Here is a 22,677-nt window from a genome sequence, read left to right on the forward strand (position 1 = left end):
TCGCCTTGATGGCGGCTCCTGACTGTGCACGCCGGGCGCGTGCCGCGATAGATCTACGTTCCGCTTCCACACCGAAACGCCATAACCCGTCCGGTGTGTGAAGCGCTTCGGCCCGTGATCCGGAGAAAACCCGAATGCGCCGGCCGGGCGGGCTCTGCGATCATTCCGGAATGTCCCACCTTCTGGAACCGCTGGTCATCCGGCATACCCACCGCATCCCTCTCCCGGCCGGCCCGGCCGGCCAAGGGGACGTCGCGGCGCGGCAGTTCGACGCCGTGCTGATGTCGGTGGGCTTCAAGCTCTCGGCCGAGCTGCTGGAGCACCTGTCGGGGCTGTCCGAGGGCACGGTCGTCGACACCGCCGTGCGCACGCTGCGCACGGTCCGCGAAACGGTCGGCGACCACGCGCGGCACAACGTCTACTTCATCGACTTCCCGGCCAACGTGCCCGACACCTTCGACTTCTGGATGAGCTGCATCGCCGAGGCACTCGCCGACGACAGGACTCGCCCCGGGACCGTCGCCCAGCTGGAGAGCGGCGTGATGGACCTGCTCACGCTGCCTTCCTACGGCAACTACCGGCACACCTACGCCGAAATGCTGGCCGCGCACGGCGAGTTGATCGCCGCGGCGGGTGACCGCATGACCGTGCTGCACCTGGGCGGCAAGGCGGAGGACGAGATCGGTGCGCTCTATCTGGCGCTGGCCGGCAGCGCCACCCCGCTGGGCGAGGACGACCTGCACGACCTCAGGGCGCTCGCCCGGCACTGCGTCGACGGCCCGCAGCCCGGGGAGATCCCGGTCCGGGAGAACCGCGCCGTCGTCAACGAGGCACGTCTGCGGGCCGGTGCCAGCCTGCTCCTGGACACCGTCACCGACGTGCTGCGCCTGGCGTGCGCCCTGTCGGACGGTGACGTGACGCTGCAGACGGCCACCCGGTTCAGGGGACTGTCGCGACCGGTGCGCCGCGCGCTGCTCGCGGGTCTGGACGCCGTCGTCGCGGCGTCCCCGGCCAAGCTCGCCGACGTCAACGCGTGGCGCGAGGACTTCAAGCGGCTGGGCGAGCGGCTGCACCCGCACGAGTACCCCCAGTGGCCGCACGCGGCCCAGGTGTTCGCCGTCGCACGGGGCGAGGTGAAGGCCCGGTCCTTCGACAGCCGCGTCGAGGAACTGCTCGCCATGCACGACGTGACGGGTGCCGCGCGGCTGCTCACGTCCGCGCCGGGCAAGCTGTTCCGCTCGCTGGACCGGCTGCTGCGGATGGCGCTGACGCAGGACGAGCGGGAGGCCGTGGTCGTCGCCGCCGAGCAGGTCGTGACCGAGGTGTCCGGCCGGGTCGTGCTGTCGGTGCGCGAGCACCTCCACAACCGCGCCGAAGCCACCGGCGAGCGCCGGGTGTTCGTCAACCGGCTCGGCCGCGCCTGGGTCGCCGAGGACGAGCGGCCGCCCGTGCTGCCGGCCGAGCGGCGGCGCCTGAGCGCCGCGCTCGACGCCGAGATCAGGCGCCGACTCCCCTCCCCGGAGCGGGTGTTGGTCGACCCGGACGTCCTCGACGTCGCGCTGCCGCTCAGCGGCAAGTCGACCGCGGCCGGTCTGGGGGTCCTGCCCCGCGGCTCCGTCTCCCCCGTCGAAGGTGATCTGCTGCGGTTCTTCGTGTACTGGAAGGAGTCGCGGCAGCGCACGGACTTCGACCTGTCGGCGATCATGCTCGACGAGCGGTACCAGACGGTCGCCTGGCTGTCGTACACCGCGCTCACCCAGCTCGAGGGCGAGCACTCCGGCGATATCACCGAAGCACCCGACGGCGCCTCGGAGTTCATCAACCTGCGCCTGGGCGCGGTGCGCGGTACCTACGTCGTGCCGCAGGTCAACATCTTCGCGGGCGAGGGCTTCGAGGAGGTCGAGGAGTCCTTCTTCGGCTTCATGCTGCGCGAGGCCGAGCAGCAGGGACGGCCGTTCGAGCCGGCGACCGTGCGCATGAAGTCGGAGCTGCGCGGGCCCGGCCGGGTCGCGCTGCCACTGGCGTTCCGGCGTGAGACGGACGGCAGTTGGACCGCCAGGTGGCTGCACCTGTACCTCAAGGGCACGCCGTCGGCCAACCGTGTCGAGGGCAACCGCGTGACGGTCGCGACGCTGCTGCGCGGCATCGTCGAGCGCGAGCACCTGACGGTCCGCTACGTCACCGATCTGCTGGCCGGGGGCGAGAGTGCGACGGAGGTGACGCTGTGGGACGGCGAGACCCTGCCGCCGGGCCCCGTCACCTATATCGGCCTGGAGCGCCCCGACGGACTGCACCCGGACTCCCGGGTCATCACCCCGGAAAATCTCCGCGACTTGATCCCGGAGTGACTGTTAGGGTTGCCGCAGGCGAGGCCATGGACGGACTTCCTTCTCAAACTCCTGAAACTAGTCCGTTCGCTCTCCTCGCCGCTCACTGCCAGCAAGGGCCCTCGCGTCTCGTCACGCGAGGGCCCTTCGCGCTGCCGTGAGGGCCTGCTCGGCATAACCGCGACCGAAGAGCACCGCGTGCACCAGCAGGGGAAAGAGCTGGTGCAGCGCGATCCGGTCCGCCCATCCGTCCGCGAGCGGAGCCGCCCGCTGGTAGCCGTCGACGACCTGCTCCAGGTGCGGGCAGCCGAAGAGGTGGAGCATCGCGAGGTCGGTCTCCCGGTGTCCGCCGTGCGCGGCCGGGTCGATGAGCCACGCGTCCCCGTCGGCGCCCCACAGCACGTTGCCGTTCCACAGGTCGCCGTGCAGCCGGGCGGGCGGCTCGGCGGGCCCGGCCAGTTCGGGCAGCCGCTCGCAGACGCGCTCGACCACAGCCGACTCGCCGGGGCGTATCGTGCCCCGGTCGACCGCGACGCGCAGATACGGCAGCACACGATGCTCGGCGTACCAGACGGGCCAGTCGGTGCCGGTGACGTTGCGCATGGGCGCGAGTCCGATGTACGCCTCGACGAGACCGCCGGGCGGTGGCGCGCCGAACGCGGGGGCGCCCGCGGCATGCAGGGCCGCCAGCCCGCTCCCGAACTGCTGCGCGGCCCGAGCCGACGGCCGGCCCTGCGGGACCAGATCGGTCACGAGCCAACGCGCCTCGTGGCCATGGACCTTGGGGATGCGGACGGCGCCGGCCGCGGCCAGCCAGCGCAGCCCCGCCGCCTCGGCCTGCGCCGCTCCGGGATCGTCCCCACGCTTGACCATGACCAACTGGCCGCCGTCGAGGCCGACTTCGGCGAGCGCTCCGGACATGGGGCGCTCCCCGCGCACGGTACGGCCGGTGATCCGGGCGGCAGCGGCGGCCGGTCCGTCGTCACCGTCGCCGGACGAAGAGGAGCGGTACGAGGAGGAGCCGGAGGAAGAGGAGTCGCCGGAGGAGGAGCCGTCGTACGGGGAGCCCTCGGAGGGGATGCCGCTGTGCACGGGCACCAGGGTAGAGCTCCCGCGGGGCCGACCGCGGTCAGCGCGGGGGCCCCTGGCCGTCATCGCCGCCGCCTCCTTCACAGCCACTGTCACCGCCGTCGTCACCGCTACCGGTATCGCCGTCTTCGCCGTCGTCGTGCGCGGCATACGGATGCACATACCCCTCGTCGCCGAAGGGGATGAACCAGTCCTGGGCGAGGCCCTTGCCGACGCCGTCCGCGGCCGGGGCGTAGGGCCATTCGTGGTCCATGTCGTCGCCCACGCCGTCGGCGAAGACCTGGAGGGCCGTCTCGACCTCCTCGCTCAGCAGCTCGTACAGGTCGGCCGTCGCCTCGGCCTGACCGACGAGGAACTTCAGCAGCAGTTCCTCGGCCACGCAGCTCAGCCGGCCGAAGTGCGGCTGGGTGAGGCGGCCGGTCAGGGCCACGGCCGTGACGGTCAGTCGGCGCGCGAACAGGACCGAGTACTGCTGGGCGAACTGCCGGGGCAGCTCGTCGAGGATCATGAACGGCGCGTCGGTGTCCGCGACGGTGGGCCCTTCCTCCTCCAGACCGGCAAGGTCGGTGAACAGCTCGTCGACCAGAAGATCGATGGCGTAGACGACGGCGCCGGCCGCGATCTCCGCCGCCTCCCGGCCGACGATCCGTTTCTCCTCGTCATCGGAGTGGCCGAAGGACGTGAGCGGGAAGGCCTGCAGGCCTGGCGCGAGGGAGCGGAGCTTGCGCCGCATGTCCGCGACGTCGGTGTCGTCCCGGCGGGCGGCGTCGCCGGAGGGCTTGCCCGCCGCATGCCTGCGGGCGCGTTCGGCGGGGTCGGCCGGCGGTGCGTCCGGGCCGTCCGCCGCGTCGAGGCTCTCCTGGAGCACTTCAGGGGCGAGCTCCACGCCACAGCGGGTGATCTCCCAGGCGGCGAGCGGTTCGGTGCTCTCCAGCAGTCCGGCGACGACCTCACGCGCGGCGTCCTCGGCGAACTCCAGCGCGGGAGCGTCGACGTACAGCTTGAGCCGGGCGCCTAGACGATGGACGGTGATGACGTCGTCCACCAGGTCGACCTCCATCCCGTCGGGCCCCTCGATCGCAGCGATCGAATCGAGGCCCTTGCGCAGCAGGAAGACCACGCCCTCCCGCTGAAGGACGTCGAGCTCAGGGCCGCCCTCGGGCAGCTCCACGTCCACAGTCACCGCGTATGTCACACGATCATGGTGCCTGAGGGATGACACGTGAGGGGAGGGAACCGGAAGGAAGCCGTCTTCAGGGGCGGAACCCGGCTTTGCATGACCGCTTCCCACCACCGCTTCGCACAACCGCTTCGCACAACCGCTTCGCAGACCGCTTTGCATGACCATGCGAGATGATGCATACTCTTCCTATGTCCAAGGTCCTCACCTCCCTTCCCGCCGGCGAGCGCGTCGGCATCGCCTTCTCGGGCGGCCTCGACACGTCGGTCGCGGTCGCGTGGATGCGCGACAAGGGCGCCGTCCCGTGCACCTACACCGCCGACATCGGTCAGTACGACGAGCCCGACATCGCCTCGGTGCCCGGCCGTGCCAAGACCTACGGCGCCGAGATCGCGCGCCTGGTCGACTGCCGTGCGGCGCTGGTCGAGGAGGGCCTGGCGGCGCTCACCTGCGGCGCGTTCCACATCCGCTCGGGCGGGCGCGCTTACTTCAACACCACGCCGCTCGGCCGCGCCGTCACCGGCACCCTGCTGGTGCGGGCGATGCTCGAGGACGACGTCCAGATCTGGGGCGACGGCTCGACCTTCAAGGGCAACGACATCGAGCGGTTCTACCGCTACGGCCTGCTCGCCAACCCGCACCTGCGGATCTACAAGCCCTGGCTGGACGCGGACTTCGTGACCGAGCTCGGCGGCCGCAAGGAGATGTCGGAGTGGCTGGTCGCCCACGGCCTGCCCTACCGCGACAGCACGGAGAAGGCGTACTCCACCGACGCCAACATCTGGGGCGCAACCCACGAGGCCAAGACGCTGGAGCACCTGGACGCGGGCGTCGAGACCGTGGAGCCCATCATGGGCGTGCGGTTCTGGGACCCCGAGGTCGAGATCGCCACGGAGGACGTGACGATCGGCTTCGACCAGGGCCGCCCGGTGACGATCAACGGCAAGGAGTTCGCCTGCGCCGTCGACCTGGTGATGGAGGCCAACGCCATCGGCGGCCGCCACGGCCTGGGCATGTCCGACCAGATCGAGAACCGGATCATCGAGGCCAAGAGCCGCGGCATCTACGAGGCGCCGGGCATGGCGCTGCTGCACGCCGCGTACGAGCGCCTCGTCAACGCGATCCACAACGAGGACACCCTGGCCCAGTACCACAGCGAGGGCCGGCGCCTCGGCCGCCTCATGTACGAGGGCCGGTGGCTGGACCCGCAGGCGCTGATGATCCGCGAGTCGCTGCAGCGCTGGGTCGGCGCGGCCGTCACCGGCGAGGTGACGCTGCGGCTGCGGCGCGGTGAGGACTACTCGATCCTCGACACCACGGGCCCGGCGTTCAGCTACCACCCGGACAAGCTGTCGATGGAGCGCACCGAGGACTCCGCGTTCGGCCCGGTGGACCGGATCGGCCAGCTCACCATGCGCAATCTGGACATCGCCGACTCCCGCGCCAAGCTGGAGCAGTACGTCGGGCTCGGCCTGATCGGCACCGGCAGCCCCACCATCGGCGCCTCCCAGGCCGCCGCGACCGGGCTGATCGGCACCATGCCGGAGCTGCCCGAGGGCGGCGCCGAGGCGATCGCCTCGCGCGGCGAGGTCTCGGAGGAGGACGCGCTGCTGGACCGTGCGGCGATGGAGGCCGGCACGGACTGATCCCGAAGCGGGACGCACTACCGGAAGAGGCCGGTTCGACGACGCCCATGTCGTCGAACCGGCCTCTTCCGCTGCCCTCTTCCCCTGCCCGCCTCCGCTGCCATTTTCCGCTGTCCTTTTCCGCTGTCCTCAGGACTCGGCCGTCGTGTGCAGTGTCCGCAGCACGTCGTCGTCCGTGAGCTGCTCGAAGTCCTCGTAGAAGTTGCCCACGGCCATGAAGGCGGGCGGGCGCTCCAGACAGAGCACCTCGTCGGCCTCGTACCGCAGCCGGTCGGCCGCGTCCGGTGAGCCGACGGGTACGGCCAGGACGAGGCGGGCGGGATCTCTGCGCTGTACGAAGCGCAGGGCCGCGCGGGCCGTCGAGCCGGTGGCGAGCCCGTCGTCCACGACGATCACGGTCCGGCCTCTGAGCTCGGGCGCCGGGCGGCCCTCCCGGTACAGGGTTTCGCGACGGTGGAGCTCCTCGCGTTCCCGCTCGACCACGGGGGCGAGTTCCGCGTCGCCGAGGCCGAGCTCGTCCAGGGACCGCTCGTCGTAGAGCGGTTCGTCGTCGCCTACGATCGCGCCGACGCCGAGTTCCTCCTCGTACGGGACGCCGATCTTCCGTACGACCAGGACGTCGAGCGGGGCGTCGAGCGCCGACGCCACCTCCTGCGCCACAGTGACGCCGCCGCGCGGCAGGGCGAGGACGAGGGGATCGGGCAGCATGCCCTTCTCCTGCTCGATCCGCAGCCGCACGGCCAGTTCCCGTCCGGCCTGCTCACGGTCATGGAACTGCATCTGGGTCGCCGCTCCTCTCCCGTTCGTTCGCGCTGAGACCACCTTTGGGTCCGGCTGTTCGGGTACCCGAACGAAGTGAAGTACCTCTGCAGATGATTTCAAGGATTCGAGGAGATGAACCGGATGCTGCTCATCGGACTGCTCCTCCTCGGGGCAACGGCCGCCTTCACCGCGCTGGCGATCGCGGGCAACCTGTCCGGGGGCCCCGAGTACAGCGTGTCGGTGCTCGGCCACCACATCGCCACCATGAACGGGCTGGCCGTCTTCAGCTCGGGCCTCGCACTGGCACTCCTCTTCTGCCTGGGCCTGGCGACGATGGTGGGCGGGGCGACGCACCGCCGGCACCGCAGGGCGCGGATGCGCGGGGAGAATGAGAACGTGCATCTCGACGAGCTGATGGGACCGGACGCACGGGCATGACGGAGTCCCCCGCCGGCCGCCCACCGTCCCGCGTCAGCGGTTCGGTGCGGCCCCGCTGATGTCGACGAGCGCGGAGTGCGGGTCCTCCACGGTGGCGAGGTCGCCAAGGCTGATCACGCCGACCGGGCAGCCGCCGCGCTCGACGACCGGGAGGCGGCGTACGGCGTAGCGGCGCATCAGCTCGACGGCGTGGTCGGTCGTGTCGTCCGGGGCCAGGGTCGCCACAGGCGGCGGCGTACAGACAGAGCCGACGGTCGTCTCGGCCGGGTCGAGGCCGGCGGCGAGCGCCCGGACGACGATGTCCCGGTCGGTCAGCACGCCGAACAGGTCGCAGTCGTAGGCGACCAGCACGTCGCCGACGTCCTGCTCACGCATCACACGGGCCGCGCGTTCCAGCGTGGTCATGGGTTCCACGGCGGCCGCGCCGGGCGACATCACGTCGCGTACCTTCCGGGTCATGGCACCTCCCAGCTCCTCGAAGGGCGAGGTAGCCCACGCCCCGCGTAGCCCCCGACGGTCTCGGTAAACCGTCGCCCACGGCGATCTCACCGGAGCGCACGAAGGTGCCGCAACTCCTCGATCTTCAGCAGACGGGCCAGGGCGAGATAGGCCAGGACCAGGGTGAGCGTTCCCGCGCCGAGGGCGCCCGCGACGGCCCCGGTGCTGCCGCCCAGGAACCCGGTGCAGGAGCGGGCGGCGGCCCAGCCGAGGAGTGCGGCCGGCGCGGCGGCGGTGAGGAGCTTGAGGTATGTGCTCCGCAGGGCGCCGTCGTCGAGGCGGCCGCCTGCTCTGCGGCGCAGCAGCCGTGCGGTGAGGGCCAGGCCGAGGGCGTAGGACAGCGTGTAGGCGGCGGCCATTCCGGTCACGGACCAGCGTGCGGGCAGCAGCACATGGCAGACGGTGGCCAGGGCGATGTTCACCGCGGCGATCCAGAGGGCCATGAGGAACGGAGTGCGGGTGTCCTCGAAGGCGTAGAAGCCCCGGAGCAGCAGGTACTGCGCGGAGAATGGGATCAGGCCGGGCCCGAACGCCTGCAGCATGTGCCCGAGCGGCTGTGCGGAGGCGGCGTCGGCCGTGCCGTGGGCGAACAGCAGCGTGGCGATCTGCGGGCCCAGCGCGAGGAAGAGGAAGGCCGCGGGCACGATGACGACGCCGCTGACGCGCAGTGCGCGGGAGAGGTCTGCGCGCAGGTCCGCGACCCGGTCCTCGGCGACGGCCCTGCTCATGCGCGGCAGCAGCACGGTCACCAGGGACACCGTGGCGATCGACTGGGGCAGCATCCAGATGGTCTGCGCGTAGGTGTAGGCGGAGTAGCCCACACCGCCCTTCGGCAGTTGCCGGTCGGCGGAGTTGGCGTAGTTGGTGATCACCGTCAGGGCGACCTGGTTGGCCAGGACGAACAGTAGGGTCCACTTCGCCGCGTGGATGCCGGAGCCCAGTCCGGAGCCGCGCCAGTCGAAGCGGGGCCGGAAGCGGAATCCGGCGGCACGCACGAACGGGACGAGCGCCAGGGCCTGTACGGCGATACCGGCGGTGGTGCCGATGCCCAGCAGCCGGACCTGAGCATCGGTGATGTCCTCCACCCGTTGCGGGACGGCCATGAGACCCAGGTAGGCGCCGAACACCCCGGCCAGGACGACGTTGTTGAGGACCGGTGTCCACATCATCGCGCCGAACTTCTCGCGGGCGTTGAGCACTTGGCCGTAGATGCCGAACACACCGTAGAAGAAGATCTGCGGCAGCAGGAACCGGCCGAAGATCACCGTGAGTTGGAAGGCGTCGTGCCCGTCCGGTGTGTCCTGGATGTGTGTCCTGGATGTAGAGGCCGACGATCTGTGGCGTGGCCCAGACCGCGAGCGCGGTGCCCACACCCAGCACACAGATCACGAGCGTCACCAGGCGCTGCTCGTAGGCACGGCCACCGTCCCGCTGGGTGGTCGTGCGCGCACGAGTTGGGGCACCAGCACGGCGTTGAGCGCGCCACCGATCAGCAGTGTGTACAGGCTGGTCGGCACGGTGTTCGCCGTGTTGTACGTGGTCGCCAGCAGACCGGTGCCCAGCGCCGCGGCCTGCAGGATCTGCCGTATCAGCCCGGTGGCTCGCGACACGACGGTGGCCACGGCCATCAGCAGCGACGACCGCGCCGTCCCCGCCCGCACCTGCCGGGCCGCATGCCGCCCCTGTTCCTGTTCGCCCGGCGACGTGGTCGGCGCCGCGGGCTGATCCCCCTGAGTCATGCGACCCGATTATGCCTTCAAGATCGCGCCGGTTTCCCTTTCCTCCGCCAGGGCCACGCCCGGCCCTGCGAGCGCAACTCCCGCTACTGGGACGGATGATGGACGCGATGGAGGGGTCGTCGGGCGGCAGCTGGGCGGCCGTCCGGGGCCCGCCGCTGCCGGCGTCCCGCTGCTACCGGCGTCTCCATGGCAGCACCGCCGGGGCGGTTTCGGTGCCCTCTGCTCGGTGCAGGGCGTTGCTGATGGCCTCGCCGATCTCCGCGAACTGGCGTACCTGGTCCGGGGTGAGGGCGTCGAACACCGCCCGGCGCACGGCCTCCACGTGCCCTGGAGCGGCCCGTTCCAGCAGGGCGCGCCCCCCGTCGGTGAGAACGGCGAGCTGGCCGCGACCGTCGGCGGGGTCCTCGCGCCGGTCCACGAGGCCGATGTCGCGCAGCCGGCTCACCGCGTGCGTGAGCCGGCTGCGGGTGATCTTGAGCCGCTCGGCCAGTTCGGACATGCCGAGGGCGCCGTCGGGTGTGGCGGAGAGATAGGCGAGCAGGCTGTAGTCGGCGTGCGTCACGCCCGCGTCGCGCCGCAACTGACGGTTCAGGTGGTCGCCGAGCAGGGTGGAGAAGTCGACGTAGGCCAGCCAGGCCCGTCGTTCGTCCGCGTCGAGCCAGCGGGGCGTCGTCGGCATGGGCACAGTTTACCGCGAGCGCGTTTGAATTTTCAATCACATTCGAGCCGCGGTGGCGCCAGGCCTGCTGCCGGGCTCTCGCCGGGCCGTGGCCGGAATCCGCGCCCCGCCGGACGCGCGTGGCGGCGCCGCGGTTCGTGGGCGGCGCGGCTGGGCACGGATCGACCTCGGCGGCTGTGTCGGCAGGGGCTGGAGGAAACGGGTGGCCACTGCGGCACTGACGGGGACGCAGCCCTCGGCGTGCGAGGCGCACGGAACGCGCCGTACAGATTTGGCCAGATTCAGCAGCTCATCGTGTGCGGAGTGACATTGTTCGGTCACTGGGCGCTTCTACCAGTGTCGAGTATTTTCGACGGCATTAGGGAGGGATGCGTGTGCAGCCTTGGGGAGGGATGCGTGTGCGCAAGTCGACAGGGGGGCCTGTGCTGAGGCGCAAGACGTTGCGGCTTCCGCGGCATCCGGCCTCGGTGGGCCTGGCCCGGTACCGGGTACGGCAGCATCTGGCCGCCTGGGGGCACAGCACGGGTGACGAGATCACGGAGCGGGTGGTCCTGCTGGCCTCGGAGCTGGCGGCGAACGTCGTGCGCCACGGGCCGATCATGGAGCGCGAGTTCGAGATGGCGGTGACCGCCCGGGCCGACGGCTCCTGCTTCATCGCCGTGTCCGACGAGAGCCCGGAGAACCCGGTTCTGCAGGAGACGCCCACCGAGGAGGACGAGCGGGGCAGGGGCCTGCACCTCGTCGACCAGCTGGCCCAGAACTGGGGGGTACGGAACCGGGGGCGGCACGGCAAAACAGTGTGGGCGGTGGTGCGTCAACCGCGTCCCCAGAGCGCCGCGCCATCACCGAAATCGGTGAGTTCGACGTTTCAGGCGCCACGGACTCCGCGCGGCTAGCGGCTCACCCGGAGACGGCGCCACGGGCCCTGCGGCCTTGAGCGAGGCGGCTTGGCGCTCGGCTCACGCCAGGCGAGAGGACCGGCCCCGGCTGCCGGCGAACGGTCATGATCAGATGGCAGCTTCCGGGTCCCGCACCGCGGATGCGACTGTCAACCCCGCAAGCCCTGAGCCGGCCGCCCGGCACACCCACGACACAGGACCTCGCCCATGACCGTCTTCCGTATCAGCCCCACCGTCGCCGACGCCTTCCCCGACACCCTCATCGCCGTGGTCACCGCCACCGGCCTGCGCGGCCACAAACCCTGGCCCGGGACCAGCGCCGCCCTCGAAGACCTGGAACGCCAACTCGCCGCCGGCGCCTGGCAGCCGGCCGACGAGAGCGACGCCCGTATCGAGGCATGGCACACCGCCTACCGCTCCTTCGGCACCAACCCGCGCCGCATCCGGCCCAGCGTCGACGCCCTCGGCCGCCGTATGGCCAAGAAGGGCACGCTGCCACGGATCAACCCCGCCGTGGACTCCTACAACTCCGTCTCCGTCCGCCACGGCCTTCCCGCCGGCGCCTTCGACCTCGCCCACGTCGCCAGGGAGATCGACATCCGTCACGCCGATGGCAGCGAGGAGTTCATCCCGCTCGGCGAACCCGGCACGGTGGAGAACCCCAAGCCCGGCGAGATCATCTACGCCGACGCCGGCGGCGTGCTCACCCGGCACTGGAACCACCGCGACGCCCACCGCACCCGGGTCACCGAGGACTCCCTGCACGTCGCCTTCGTCCTGGAGACCCTGCACGCCACCCGCGACGGCGACATCCTCAAGACCTCGGCGGAGGAACTGCGGTCCCTGCTCGTCCCGCACGCCGAGCAGGTGGCGGTGCACTACCTGAGCGCCGGTCGGCCCGACGCCGACGTCTGAACGGCAGCACCCTGCGGCCGGCCCTACTGCGCCAACTGCGGATAGAGCGACGCCAGTTCCCCGGACAGTCCGGCCTTCACCTGACGCGAGACCTCGTCGGCCGGCACTTCGTGGGCGCCGGCCTCGATGCCGTCCAGGGCGAGCGCGGCGACGGTGCGGGGGTCGGACCTGAGGGCGTGATACGGGTGGTCAGGTCGGTGTCCACGTAGCCGACGTGCAGGCCGGTGACCGTGATGCCGTACGGTTGCAGCTCCAGGCGCGGGGCGTTGGCCTGCTGCCACAGGGCGGCCTTGGAGGCGCTGTGGGAGCCTGCGATGCCGAGCCAGGACAGCACCGAGTGGACGTTGAGGATGTGGCCGCCGCCGTTGCGCTCGACGACCGGGGCGAAGGCGCGCGTCACCAGCAGCGGGCCGTGTTGATGTCGAACTCACGGCGCACGTCGTCCACGGGGGTGTCCAGGAAAGTCCCGCCGACCGAGGCCCCCGCGTTGTTGATCAGGACGGTGAGTCCGGCGCCCGCTCGGCGGCGGCCGCCACCGAGTCCGGGTCGGTGACCTCGAGCGCCGGCGGGACGGCGTCAGGGTGCGTCACCGTCCGCGGGTCGCGCGCGGTGGCGTACACCTTGCCCGCGCCGCGGGCGTACAGCTGCTCCACCAGCGCCTTGCCGATGCCCCGGCTGCCGCCGGCGACGAGGACGACGGAGTTCTTGATAGCGGTCATGACAGAGTCCTCCCAGACACAGGAAACCGATCGGTTTCACCCCCGTGGTAAACCGATCGATTTCCTACGCTCACACCGTCCTCAGCCTCCGCGCGCTCGGCCGGCCGCGCCGGCGCGCTCGGCGAGTCTCTTGAGGGCCGTCTCGCTCCAGCGGAGGTTCGCCCGCTCGTACGCGATTCCGCCCTGCAGGGTCAGGTACGGGCCGATGCGGTCGGCGGTGGCGAGGTACTCCTCCTCGCTGCGCCCGTCGAGCATGCGTTCCTGCATGCGCAGGTAGCGGGCCAGTTTGGCGGTGGCCCGCTCGTGGCGCTCGGCGACCGCGGCCCGTACGGCGTCGAACTCCGTGCCCTCCACGATGTCGACGCACTGCACCTTGACCATCAACTCGTCCCGCATGGCAGGCGGCTTGTCCGGGGCCTTGCCGACGTAGTCGCGCAGGACCTGAAGGCCCGCCTCGGTGAGCGAGAAGAGCCGCTTGTTCGGGCGGCGTTCCTGCTGGACGACCCGGGCGGAGACCAGCCCCTCCTGCTCCATCCGCTCCAGCTCCCGGTAGAGCTGCTGCGGGGTGGCCATCCAGAAGTTGGCCACCGATGCCCCGAAGCCCTTCGCGAGGTCGTATCCGGACGCCTCACCCTCCAGAAGCGCGGCCATCACCGCGTTGCGCAGAGCCATTGGCCCAACGTATCAGCGTGTTGATTAATCAACAGGTCGACTAGGGCGAGCGATCGGAGCGACTTCGAGGGCCTGAGGGGCCTACGAGGGCGTACGAGGGCCTACGAGGACCCCTCGGCGAGCGCGGTCACGGGGAGCAGCGCAGGTCGCTTGGCCAGCCGTCCGTCGCCGGACGAGCGTCCCCGGACCCGGCGCACGAGCCAGGGGCCCAGGAAGGTGCCCAGCCAGCGCAGTTCGGCGCCGACGGCCCGCAGGCCCGTGTGTGCCGCCAGGTCCGGAGGCAGCGGCCGGGTCCAGCTGTCGTCGCTGCCCGGCACCTCCAGGGCGTGGGCGACCGCGGCCGCGATGCGGGCGTGGCCGCTCGGGCTGGCGTGCAGCCGGTCCGTGCTCCAGAAGCGGGGATCGGTCACCGCCGGGTAGGGCGCCGAGTCGGCCACCACGACGCCGTGCCGCCGGGCCGCCTCCCGGATGCGGGCGTTGAGCGCGACGACGCGGGGCGCCAGCGGCCGGGCCAGCGGCGCGATCCGTCCGATGTCGGGGAAGGTGAGCGTCGCGACGCGGGCGCCCTGTCCGGTGAGCGCGGCGAACACGGCCTCCAGGTGGCCTGCCACCTCGTCCGGGTCGAACCGGGGCCGCAGCACGTCATTGATCCCGGCGACGACCGTGGCCAGGTCGGGCTTCAGCTCCAGCGCGGCTGCCAGCTGTTCGGCGCGCACCTGCCCGGCCAGCCGGCCGCGCACGGCGAGGTTGGCGTACAGCAGACCCGGGCTGTCCTGCGCGAGGTGCTCGGCGAGCCGATCCGCCCAACCCCGCAGGCCCCGCGTCTCGTCGCCGTCGCCGAGCCCCTCGGTCTGGCTGTCGCCCAGGGCGACGTAGCGCAGATATCCACTGCCTGCCACGGATCGACCGCCTTCCGCCGTCACCACGCACCGACTGACCGACTTGTTGCCTATTCGCATTGTTGACTATACAGCGGGGAGGACACCTATGCTCCTGCGCATGGTTGAGCATCGCGTGATCGGCGTGAACGGGATCCGGCTGCACATCGCCGAGCAGGGCGAAGGCCCCCTGGTCGTGCTGCTGCACGGCTTCCCCGAGTCGTGGCACTCCTGGCGGCACCAGTTCGGGCCGCTGGCCGAGGCGGGCTTCCGGGTGGTCGCCCCCGACCAGCGCGGTTACGGACGCAGCGACCACCCCGCCGACGTGGACGCGTACAGCATCCTGCACCTCGTCGGCGACGTCGTCGGGCTGATCCACGCGCTGGGCGAGGAGAAGGCGTACGTCGTCGGGCACGACTGGGGCGCCCCGGTCGCCTGGCACACCGCGCTGCTGCGGCCCGACATCGTGCTCGGCGTGGCGGGGCTGAGCGTGCCGCCGCCGTTCCGCGGCTCCGAGCCGCCGCTGGCCGCCATGGACCGGAGGTTCGACGGCCGCTTCTACTGGAACTACTTCAGCCGGCCCGGAGTCGCCGACGCCGAGTTCGCGCGGAACACCCGCGCCACGCTGCGGAAGTTCTTCCACATGGGCTCCGGCGACGCACCCGGCGCCGGCACCGGCCGGCAGCCGCTGGTCGAGCCGGGCCAGAGCTGGCTCGACACCCTGCCGGACCCCGAGGTGCTGCCCAAGTGGTTCACCAAGGACGATCTCGACGCGCTCACCGAGAGCTTCTCCGGGGGCTTCACCGGGCCGCTCAACTGGTACCGCAACATGGACCGCAACTGGGAGCTGACGGCCCCGTGGCACGGCGCCGTCGTCACCTCGCCCGCCCTCTACGTCTACGGCGATCGCGACCTGGTGCCCGCCTTCCCCGGCACGCCCGAACTCATCGCCGCCCTGCCCCGTCTGATGCCGAACCTGCGCCGCAAGCCGATCGAGCTGGCGGGCTGCGGCCACTGGACGCAGCAGGAGCGCCCCGACGAGGTGAACGACGCGCTCGTCGGCTTCCTCACCGAGCTCCGGGACGGCCCCGCACGCTGACAACTCCGGGGAAACACCGGAATGCGCGGCCGCGCGGCCGCATCAGTGCACGGACAGCCCGCCGTCGACGAAGACGGACTGCCCGGTGACGTAGGCGGAGGCGCGGCTCGCCAGGAACACCGCGGCGCCCGCGAAGTCCTCGGCCAGGCCGTTGCGGCCGGCCATCGTGCGGGCTGCCAGCTCCGCCACCCTCTCGGGGTCGGAGGACAGCCGCGCGTTGAGCGGCGTCATCACGAAGCCCGGCACGAGCGTGTTGCAGGTGACGCCGTACGGCGACCACGCCTCGGCCTGCGAGCGGGCCAGCGACTCGAGCGCCCCCTTGGACACCCCGTAGGCCCCGCTCTGGACGAAGGCCCGGTGCGCCTGCTGCGAGGTGACGTGGATGATCCGCCCGAAGCCGCGCTCGGCCATGCCGGGGCCGAACCGCTGTCCCAGCAGGAAGGGCGCCTCCAGGTTCACCGCCATCGTGGTGTCCCAGACGTCCTCGCCCAACTCCCCCATCGGCGGACGCAGGTTGATGCCCGCGCTGTTGACGAGGATGTCGGGCTCCCCGAAGACCTCGGCCGCCTGCTCCGCGGCGGCGCGCACGCCGTCGCGACTGCCCAGGTCGCCCCTGACCCGGGCCGCCGTGCAGCCGTCCGCCGTCAACTCGTCGACGGTGGCGGTCAGTTCCGCCTCCCGGCGGGCCACCACCACAACGCCGGCCCCGGCACGCGCGAGGGCGCCGGCGATGGCGCGGCCGATGCCGGAGCTGCCGCCGGTCACCACGGCGACCCGCCCGTCCAGCGAGAACAGTTCGGAGAGATACGTCTGCGAGGTCATGTCCGCACCCTAGATCGCCTGGCCGGCCTGCCAGGGCCCGGGGCGCGCGCGTGGGCGTATCGGGTGGCGGTGCAGCCGGGTTCAGGTGGCGGTGTAGCCGAGTTGGCGCCTCATGTACGGCGTCATCAGCGTCTTCGCCTTGGCCAGTACGGACGTACGGCCGCCGAGGACCGCGCTCTCGCCGCCCGGCACGGGCAGCAGGGTCAGGCCGTCTCCCGAGCCGAAGGGCACGATGAGCGGGGTGCGGTGCGTCGCCCGGTAGAGGCGCAGCTGTTTGCGGTGCCTGCCCGAACTGGTCAGGTGGGCGCGGATGTTCCAGGCGGCGAGGTCCGCCTGGGCGAGCGCGGCGGGAGTGATCTTGAGCTCGGTGGCGTCGTTGACGTCGCCGACGGCGAACACGTCCGGCCGCCCCTCGACCCGCAGCGTGCGGTCGACCTTGACGTGTCCGGTCTCGTTCAGCCAGGCGCCGTGTCCGCCGAGCCGCATCCAGAGGGTGTTGGGCGTGGTGCCGGTCGCCCAGAAGGACAGGTCCGCCTCGATGATCTTGCCGCGGCTGTCGCGATAGGTGCCGAAGTCGTTGCCGGGCGACATGAACGAGTCCAGCCGTACGTCCACGTCGTGCGACTCCAGCCAGTCCCGCGCCTTGCGCCCGGCCCGCTCGACGCCGGTCGAGTGCAGCAGCGCCGGGCCGGAGTGGGCGAGGGTGACCCGGGCGTCGGGCCGTGCGAGGCGTATCTCCGCGCTGAGTTCGACACCGGAGGGGCCTCCGCCGACGACGAGGACGTGCTCGGCGGTGGAGATCTTCTGCTGGTGCCCGGCCAGGGCCTTCACCGCCTCGTCGGCGGTGGTACCGGTGAAGCGGGCCGGTTCGGGGTAGTCGGCGCCGCTGGCGATCACCACCACGTCGTACGGCAGCCGCTCCCCCGTCGCCAGCACGACCTGGCGCTCGGCGGTGTCGATGCGGACCGCCTTGCCCACGGCCACACGGCCGTTGTGCAGCAGCCGGTCGTAGGGGATGAAGGGGGTCACCGACCACTCGGGGCGCACGCCCGCGCGCAAGGACGCGATGCGGTGGAAGAAGACTTCCTTGCGGTCCACCAGCGTGACCCGCGCGACCGAGTCCAGGCGGCGGGCCAGCCGGACCCCCGCGTAGCCGCCACCGATCACCACTACGTCGCCGTCGTGCACCTCGGGTCTCCTGTGCTGCGGATGTGCCTGCGGAGGGAGCGGTGCGAGGTGTGCCCACTCGACCGCTCTGACTGCCGCCGAGCGTAGCGCTTGAAACCTAAAGTTCACCCTGAGGTGTGTGGGCATTCTGTGAAGCGTGGGGCGGAGCCCTCCGGAGGCCGCGTCTGCGCGCCTCAGTCTTCCTCACGACAGAGGCAGAAGGGATGCCCGGCCGGGTCGAAGAGCACGCGCACGTTCTCCTGCGGTTGAACCGGCGCGGGCGTGGCCCCCATGGCGACGGCCTCGGCAACCGCCTCGTCCAGGTCGCCCACCTGAAAATCGAGGTGCATCATCGGCCGCTGCTCGCCGTCGCCCGGTGGCCACGTGGGCGGCCGGTAGCCGGCGGCCTGCTGGAAGACGAGGTAGACGGCCCCCTGCGGCGGAGCGACGACCGCCGTCCCGGGCTCCTCGTGAACGATCGGCCACTCCAGCAACTCCGCGTAGAAGCGGGCCAGGGCTGCGGGTTCCGGCGCTTCGATCGCGGTCCCCCACCACATGCCACTCGCTCGAGATCGCATGCCTGACCTTATCCGGGGGCGCGCCTGTCGCCGGCCGCACCGGCCAAGACCCCACCCGGGGGGAGCCACCGGCCAAAGCCAGAGCCTCGCCCCCTAATCCGGCAACCGTTCCAATGTCGCAGCGATCCCCGCCTGTTCGACCGCGTCGATGAGGGCCTGGCCTATGACCGAGATCGGTTCGCGGGACGGGAGGACCAGGCCGATGCGTTCCGTGCGGGTGGGGCGGACCAGGGGGACGGCGTGCATGCCGGCGGGGACGCCGAAGACGTGGAGCCAGGCGTGCGGCACGATGCTGGCCCATTGCCCGGATCTGACCTGGGCGAACAGGGAGGCGATCGAGTCGGTCTCCACGCGTGGGGTCACGGAGACGCCGACCGCCTCGAACGCCGCCTCGAGGACCTGGCGTCCCTGCATGCCGGGGTGCAGCAGGCAGAGGGGGTACTGGGCCGCGTCCTCCCAGGAGATCTCCTCCGGGCGGGCGTCGCGGGCGGAGCGCTGGATCAGGAGGACGTAGCGCTCCCGGTACAGCGGGACGAACTTGAAACCGTGTGCCACCACGGTGCTGTGGTAGGTGACGGCGGCGTCGAGTTCGTAGGCCTGGAGGCGGTTGACGATGTCCACGGACTGCAGGTCCGCGAACACCTGGACCGTGGCCAGCGGGTTGGCCGCGCAGAACGGCTGGGTCAGCAGCGCGACCGCCGTGGCCGCGGTCGGCACGGTCCCGATGCGCAGCCGGCCGCTGAGTCCGGCCTGCAGTGCCTGGATCTCGTCCTGCATCGCGTCGCGGTCGGCGAGGATGCGCTGGGCCCACAGCACGACGCGTTCGCCCTCGGGGGTGAAGCCGTCGAACCTGCGGCCCCGCTGGACGAGGGGGATGCCGAGCTCCTCCTCCAGTTTCCGGATGCCCTCGGACAGGGCCGGCTGGGAGACGTAGCAGGCCTGCGCCGCCTTCGCGAAGTGGCGGGCGCGGGCGAGGGCGACGAGGTACTCGAGTTGGCGGAGCAGCACCCTCCAATGATCCACCGCGACGGGCCGTCCGGCACCGGTGCCGTCACCGCCGCGCAAGTCACCCACCCAGCCGTCATCGGCGCTGCCTCTCGACCGATAAGAACTTCCGCTTTGACCTGGCCCGACGCCCTGCCGAAGAGTGTGCCGCGACGAATGGGCGAGATCGGGGCCCGGCACGGAGAGGGCGTGGTACTCGATGCGGGACTTCGACGAACCGGACGAGGGCGAGCTGTCGGTCTCGGCTCCCAAGACCTGGGCCACCGGCGCGCCCGCGGTCGTCCACGCCCTGAAGTACGCCCTGGGCCAGACCTCGCCGAAGCGGACCGCGCTGACCCTGCTCAACATCAACCAGGCGAAGGGCTTCGACTGCCCCGGCTGCGCCTGGCCCGAGCCCGCCCCCGGACAGCGCCACCGCAACGAGTACTGCGAGAACGGCGCCAAGCACATCAGCGACGAGGCCACCTCCCACCGGGTGACCGCGGAGTTCTTCCGGCAGCACTCGGTCGACGAGCTGAGCCGTAGGTCGGACTACTGGCTCAATCAGCAGGGCCGGCTGACCGAGCCGATGGTGCTGCGCGAGGGCGCGACCCACTACGAGCCGATCGGCTGGGACGAGGCCCTGGACCTGCTCGCCGACGAACTGCGCGCCCTGGACCACCCGGACGAGGCCCTGTTCTACACCTCGGGGCGGCTGGCCAACGAACCCGCCTTCCTGCTCCAGCTGTTCGCGCGCGCCTTCGGCACCAACAATCTGCCGGACTGCTCCAACATGTGCCACGAGTCCAGCGGTTCGGCCCTCGGCGAGACCCTCGGCATCGGCAAGGGCAGTGTCAGCCTGGACGACCTGTACGACTCCGACCTGGTGTTCGTCGTCGGGCAGAACCCCGGCACCAACCACCCGCGCATGCTGTCCGCGCTGGAGGAGACCAAGCGCCGCGGCGGCCAGGTCGTCGCCGTCAACCCGCTGCCCGAGGCGGGGTTGCTGCGCTTCAAGCACCCGCAGAAGGCACGCGGCGTCATCGGCCGCGGCACGGACATCGCCGACCAGTTCCTGCAGATCCGGCCCGGCGGCGACCTCGCCCTGTTCCAGGCCCTGAACCTGCTGCTGCTCGAGGCGGAGGACAAGGAGCCGGGCACCGTCCTGGACCGGGAGTTCATCGAGGCGCACACCACCGGCTACGACGCCTTCGCCGAGCAGCTGCGCGCCACGACGTCCTGGGACGCGGTCCTTCAGGCCACCGGGCTGAGCCGGGACGAGATCGAGCAGGTCCACGAGCGCGTGCTGAAGAGCCGCAGCGTCATCGTCTGCTGGGCGATGGGCCTGACCCAGCACAAGCACGGCGTGCCGACCATCCGCGAGGTCGTCAACTTCCTTCTGCTGCGCGGCAACATCGGCCGCCCGGGTGCCGGCGTGTGCCCGGTGCGCGGGCACAGCAACGTCCAGGGCGACCGCACCATGGGCATCTGGGAGCGCATGCCGCAGGCGTTCATGGACCGCCTCGGCAAGGAGTTCCGCTTCTCCGCGCCCACCCGGCACGGCCTGGACTCGGTCGACTCCATCCGGGCCATGCGCGACGGCCGCGCCAAGCTCTTCGTCGGCGTCGCCGGCAACTTCGTGCGGGCCACGCCCGACAGCGACGCCACCGAGCGCGCCCTGCGCAACTGCCGCCTGACCGCACACATTTCGACCAAGCTGAACCGGTCGCACGCGGTGTGCGGCCGCACCGCGCTGATCCTGCCCACGCTCGGCCGCAGCGACCGGGACGTCCAGGCGGGCGGCGAGCAGTTCATGACGGTCGAGGACTCCATGAGCGAGGTGCACGCCACGCGCGGCCGCCTCGCCCCCGCCTCGGAGCACCTGCTGAGCGAGGTCTCCATCATCAGCCGGCTCGCCGACCGGGTCCTGGGCTCTCAACCGGACATCCCCTGGGCGGACTTCGAGGCCGACTACGACCTCGTACGCGACCGCATCGCCCAAGTCGTCGAGGGATTCCAGGACTTCAACGAGCGGGTGCGGCAACCGGGCGGATTCCGCCTGCCCAACCCGGTCAACGAGCGGGTGTTCCGCACGCCCAGCGGCAAGGCCGTCTTCACCGTCAACGACTTCACGATGCTAGAGGCGCCCAAGGGCCACCTCGTCCTGCAGACCCTGCGCTCGCACGACCAGTGGAACACCATCCCCTACGCGATGGACGACCGCTACCGGGGCATCAAGGGCGGCCGGCGCGTCGTCCTGGTCAACCCGGCCGACCTCGCCGACCTGGGCCTCACGGACGGCGGCCTGGTCGACCTGGTCAGCGTCTGGACCGACGGCTCCGAGCGCCGCGCGGAGAGCTTCCGCCTCGTCGGCTACCCCACTCCCCCGGGTTCGGCCGCCGCGTACTACCCGGAGACCAACGTCCTCGTCCCGCTCGACAGCGTCGCGGACATCAGCAACACCCCGACGTCGAAGGCCGTGATCGTGCGCCTGGAGCGGGCGGCGGAGCGCGCCACGGCCTGACGCGGTGACCGTCGGGGGCCGGCCGTCAGGAGTCGAGGTCGTCGGCGAAGTGCCGGAAGCCGTGGCGCGTGCGGTGCATGTCCCACAGCGTGTCCGCGAGGACGACCGGGTCCTTGCGGTGGTGTCCGGGGATGATCGCGCCGGGGATGATGAGCTGCGCGACGTGGATGCCCTCGCCGGCGAGCACGTCGTGCAGCAGATGGCCGTAGGCGCTCTCGGCGGCGAAGGCGATGGAGGTGCCGGCCCGGTCGGGGTGCGGCAGGACGGCGCTGCCGCCGTTCACGAACAGGACGGTGCCCCGGCCCAGGGCACGCATCCCGGGCAGCACCTGCTGGACCGCGGCGACGGGGCCGTAGACGGAGAACTCGATCGGTCCGACGAGGTCGATGTGCGTGGTCTCCAGCACCGGCAGCATGAACTCCCTTTGCGGGACCGGGCTGTACTGCAGGACCTCGATCGGGCCCAGCTCGGTGTGCGCCGTGTCGAGTGCGGCCGCCAGGGCCTTCGGATCGCGTACGTCGGCGGCGAAGCCTCGTGCCGTGACGCCCGCGCCCGCCAGGTCCGCGGCGAGTGCGTTCGCCCGCTCCTGGCTGCGGGAGACGAGCGCCACGTCGAATCCCTCACGGCCGAAGCGGCGGGCGACGGCGGCACCGAGGCCCGGTCCGGCTCCGATGACGGCGATGGTGGTCATGGCGGCACTTCCTTCGTCCGGACGGTCACTGCCGGGGCTCCGGGCCCGAGGCTCGCCCAGGCCCACCCCCGTCCAGCACACCACTCGCGGCACCGGTCCGCTCCCCCGCGGCGACATCCGGCACCACACCGGCACAGATCAGTGCCGCACGCGGTAGCGGATGTGGGCGGCCTCCGGGGTGTCGATCACCTGGACGATCTCCAGCACGGCGATCTGGTGGATCTGCACCTCGTCCAGTGCCCCGGCGTCGAGCACCCGCTGCCCCGTGTACGCCCCGTGACCTGCACGTCCTTGCCACCCTCGGCGGCCTTGGCCTGGGCCATGGCACTCTCGATGCCGTCGAGCACGTACGTCATGAGCGGATAGCCCCG

At 71.4% G+C, this 22,677-nt stretch carries 19 protein-coding genes and 2 pseudogenes; 7 read left to right on the top strand and 14 right to left on the bottom strand.

The features are described 5' to 3' along the window. Positions 1–170 precede the first annotated feature (170 nt). Complete coding sequence (locus ACGFYN_RS38640) at positions 171–2,348, top strand: hypothetical protein (RefSeq protein WP_393870654.1); 2,178 nt, start codon at positions 171–173, stop codon at positions 2,346–2,348. 111 nt (positions 2,349–2,459) lie between these two features. Here the strand turns inward: ACGFYN_RS38640 and ACGFYN_RS38645 are convergent, their stop codons facing one another. Further along, positions 2,460–3,248, bottom strand: a complete 789-nt coding sequence (locus tag ACGFYN_RS38645; RefSeq protein ID WP_393870733.1) for a fructosamine kinase family protein — start codon at positions 3,246–3,248, stop codon at positions 2,460–2,462. Between the two features lie 208 nt (positions 3,249–3,456). After that, entirely contained in the window at positions 3,457–4,611 is a 1,155-nt protein-coding gene (locus ACGFYN_RS38650; RefSeq protein ID WP_393870655.1) for a hypothetical protein, read from the bottom strand. Positions 4,612–4,787: 176 nt separating this feature from the next. Here ACGFYN_RS38650 and argG point away from each other — a divergent pair, with 176 nt between their 5' ends. Further along, the gene (gene argG, locus ACGFYN_RS38655; protein WP_393870656.1) at positions 4,788–6,242 is read left to right on the top strand and encodes an argininosuccinate synthase; all 1,455 of its coding nucleotides are present in this window, start codon (positions 4,788–4,790) and stop codon (positions 6,240–6,242) included. Between the two features lie 129 nt (positions 6,243–6,371). Here the strand turns inward: argG and ACGFYN_RS38660 are convergent, their stop codons facing one another. Then, entirely contained in the window at positions 6,372–7,022 is a 651-nt protein-coding gene (locus ACGFYN_RS38660) for a phosphoribosyltransferase (protein ID WP_393870657.1), read from the bottom strand. Positions 7,023–7,136: 114 nt separating this feature from the next. Between ACGFYN_RS38660 and ACGFYN_RS38665 the strand changes: the two genes are divergently transcribed. Continuing rightward, on the top strand, positions 7,137–7,442 hold the full coding sequence (locus tag ACGFYN_RS38665; RefSeq protein ID WP_393870658.1) for a hypothetical protein: 306 nt from the start codon (positions 7,137–7,139) through the stop codon (positions 7,440–7,442). Positions 7,443–7,475: 33 nt separating this feature from the next. Here ACGFYN_RS38665 and ACGFYN_RS38670 read toward each other — a convergent pair whose 3' ends face one another. From ACGFYN_RS38670 to ACGFYN_RS38680, 3 genes and pseudogenes are all read right to left on the bottom strand, one after another. Then, complete coding sequence (locus ACGFYN_RS38670; protein ID WP_393870659.1) at positions 7,476–7,901, bottom strand: CBS domain-containing protein; 426 nt, start codon at positions 7,899–7,901, stop codon at positions 7,476–7,478. Between the two features lie 86 nt (positions 7,902–7,987). Then, positions 7,988–9,679 (bottom strand): annotated as a pseudogene (murJ, locus tag ACGFYN_RS38675) (murein biosynthesis integral membrane protein MurJ). Positions 9,680–9,851: 172 nt separating this feature from the next. Continuing rightward, a complete protein-coding gene (locus ACGFYN_RS38680) occupies positions 9,852–10,358 on the bottom strand; it encodes a MarR family winged helix-turn-helix transcriptional regulator (RefSeq protein WP_393870660.1) in 507 nt (168 codons plus the stop codon). Positions 10,359–10,780: 422 nt separating this feature from the next. Between ACGFYN_RS38680 and ACGFYN_RS38685 the strand changes: the two genes are divergently transcribed. Then, the gene (locus ACGFYN_RS38685) at positions 10,781–11,254 is read left to right on the top strand and encodes an ATP-binding protein (RefSeq protein WP_393870661.1); all 474 of its coding nucleotides are present in this window, start codon (positions 10,781–10,783) and stop codon (positions 11,252–11,254) included. A 210-nt stretch (positions 11,255–11,464) separates the two neighbouring features. Continuing rightward, positions 11,465–12,172 carry a B3/4 domain-containing protein gene (locus ACGFYN_RS38690; protein WP_393870662.1) on the top strand — a complete coding sequence of 236 codons (708 nt, stop codon included), beginning with the start codon at positions 11,465–11,467 and terminating at the stop codon, positions 12,170–12,172. A 23-nt stretch (positions 12,173–12,195) separates the two neighbouring features. Here the strand turns inward: ACGFYN_RS38690 and ACGFYN_RS38695 are convergent. The 3 genes and pseudogenes from ACGFYN_RS38695 to ACGFYN_RS38705 form a co-directional block, all read right to left on the bottom strand. Beyond that, a pseudogene (locus tag ACGFYN_RS38695) lies at positions 12,196–12,891 on the bottom strand (SDR family oxidoreductase). 81 nt (positions 12,892–12,972) lie between these two features. Continuing rightward, positions 12,973–13,563, bottom strand: coding sequence for a PadR family transcriptional regulator (locus ACGFYN_RS38700; protein WP_393870663.1), 591 nt, complete (start codon positions 13,561–13,563; stop codon positions 12,973–12,975). Between the two features lie 101 nt (positions 13,564–13,664). After that, on the bottom strand, positions 13,665–14,462 hold the full coding sequence (locus tag ACGFYN_RS38705; RefSeq protein ID WP_393870664.1) for an SGNH/GDSL hydrolase family protein: 798 nt from the start codon (positions 14,460–14,462) through the stop codon (positions 13,665–13,667). 100 nt (positions 14,463–14,562) lie between these two features. Here ACGFYN_RS38705 and ACGFYN_RS38710 point away from each other — a divergent pair, with 100 nt between their 5' ends. Beyond that, a complete protein-coding gene (locus ACGFYN_RS38710; RefSeq protein WP_393870665.1) occupies positions 14,563–15,540 on the top strand; it encodes an alpha/beta fold hydrolase in 978 nt (325 codons plus the stop codon). Positions 15,541–15,582: 42 nt separating this feature from the next. Here ACGFYN_RS38710 and ACGFYN_RS38715 read toward each other — a convergent pair whose 3' ends face one another. The 4 genes from ACGFYN_RS38715 to ACGFYN_RS38730 form a co-directional block, all read right to left on the bottom strand. After that, positions 15,583–16,362: an SDR family NAD(P)-dependent oxidoreductase gene (locus ACGFYN_RS38715; protein ID WP_393870666.1), complete on the bottom strand. Its 780-nt coding sequence runs from the start codon at positions 16,360–16,362 to the stop codon at positions 15,583–15,585. An 81-nt stretch (positions 16,363–16,443) separates the two neighbouring features. Next, on the bottom strand, positions 16,444–17,550 hold the full coding sequence (locus tag ACGFYN_RS38720; protein ID WP_393870667.1) for an NAD(P)/FAD-dependent oxidoreductase: 1,107 nt from the start codon (positions 17,548–17,550) through the stop codon (positions 16,444–16,446). 173 nt (positions 17,551–17,723) lie between these two features. Beyond that, on the bottom strand, positions 17,724–18,107 hold the full coding sequence (locus ACGFYN_RS38725; protein ID WP_393870668.1) for a VOC family protein: 384 nt from the start codon (positions 18,105–18,107) through the stop codon (positions 17,724–17,726). 93 nt (positions 18,108–18,200) lie between these two features. Beyond that, the gene (locus tag ACGFYN_RS38730) at positions 18,201–19,115 is read right to left on the bottom strand and encodes a LysR family transcriptional regulator (RefSeq protein ID WP_393870669.1); all 915 of its coding nucleotides are present in this window, start codon (positions 19,113–19,115) and stop codon (positions 18,201–18,203) included. A gap of 196 nt (positions 19,116–19,311) precedes the next feature. Here ACGFYN_RS38730 and ACGFYN_RS38735 point away from each other — a divergent pair, with 196 nt between their 5' ends. Continuing rightward, positions 19,312–21,615, top strand: coding sequence for an FdhF/YdeP family oxidoreductase (locus ACGFYN_RS38735; protein ID WP_393870670.1), 2,304 nt, complete (start codon positions 19,312–19,314; stop codon positions 21,613–21,615). Between the two features lie 25 nt (positions 21,616–21,640). On the opposite strand, the gene ACGFYN_RS38740 is transcribed toward ACGFYN_RS38735, so the two are convergent. Beyond that, positions 21,641–22,306, bottom strand: a complete 666-nt coding sequence (locus tag ACGFYN_RS38740) for an SDR family NAD(P)-dependent oxidoreductase (RefSeq protein WP_393870671.1) — start codon at positions 22,304–22,306, stop codon at positions 21,641–21,643. Between the last annotated feature and the right edge of the window lie 371 nt (positions 22,307–22,677).

The organism is Streptomyces sp. NPDC048419, assembly GCF_043200415.1.
GTDB lineage: Bacteria > Actinomycetota > Actinomycetes > Streptomycetales > Streptomycetaceae > Streptomyces.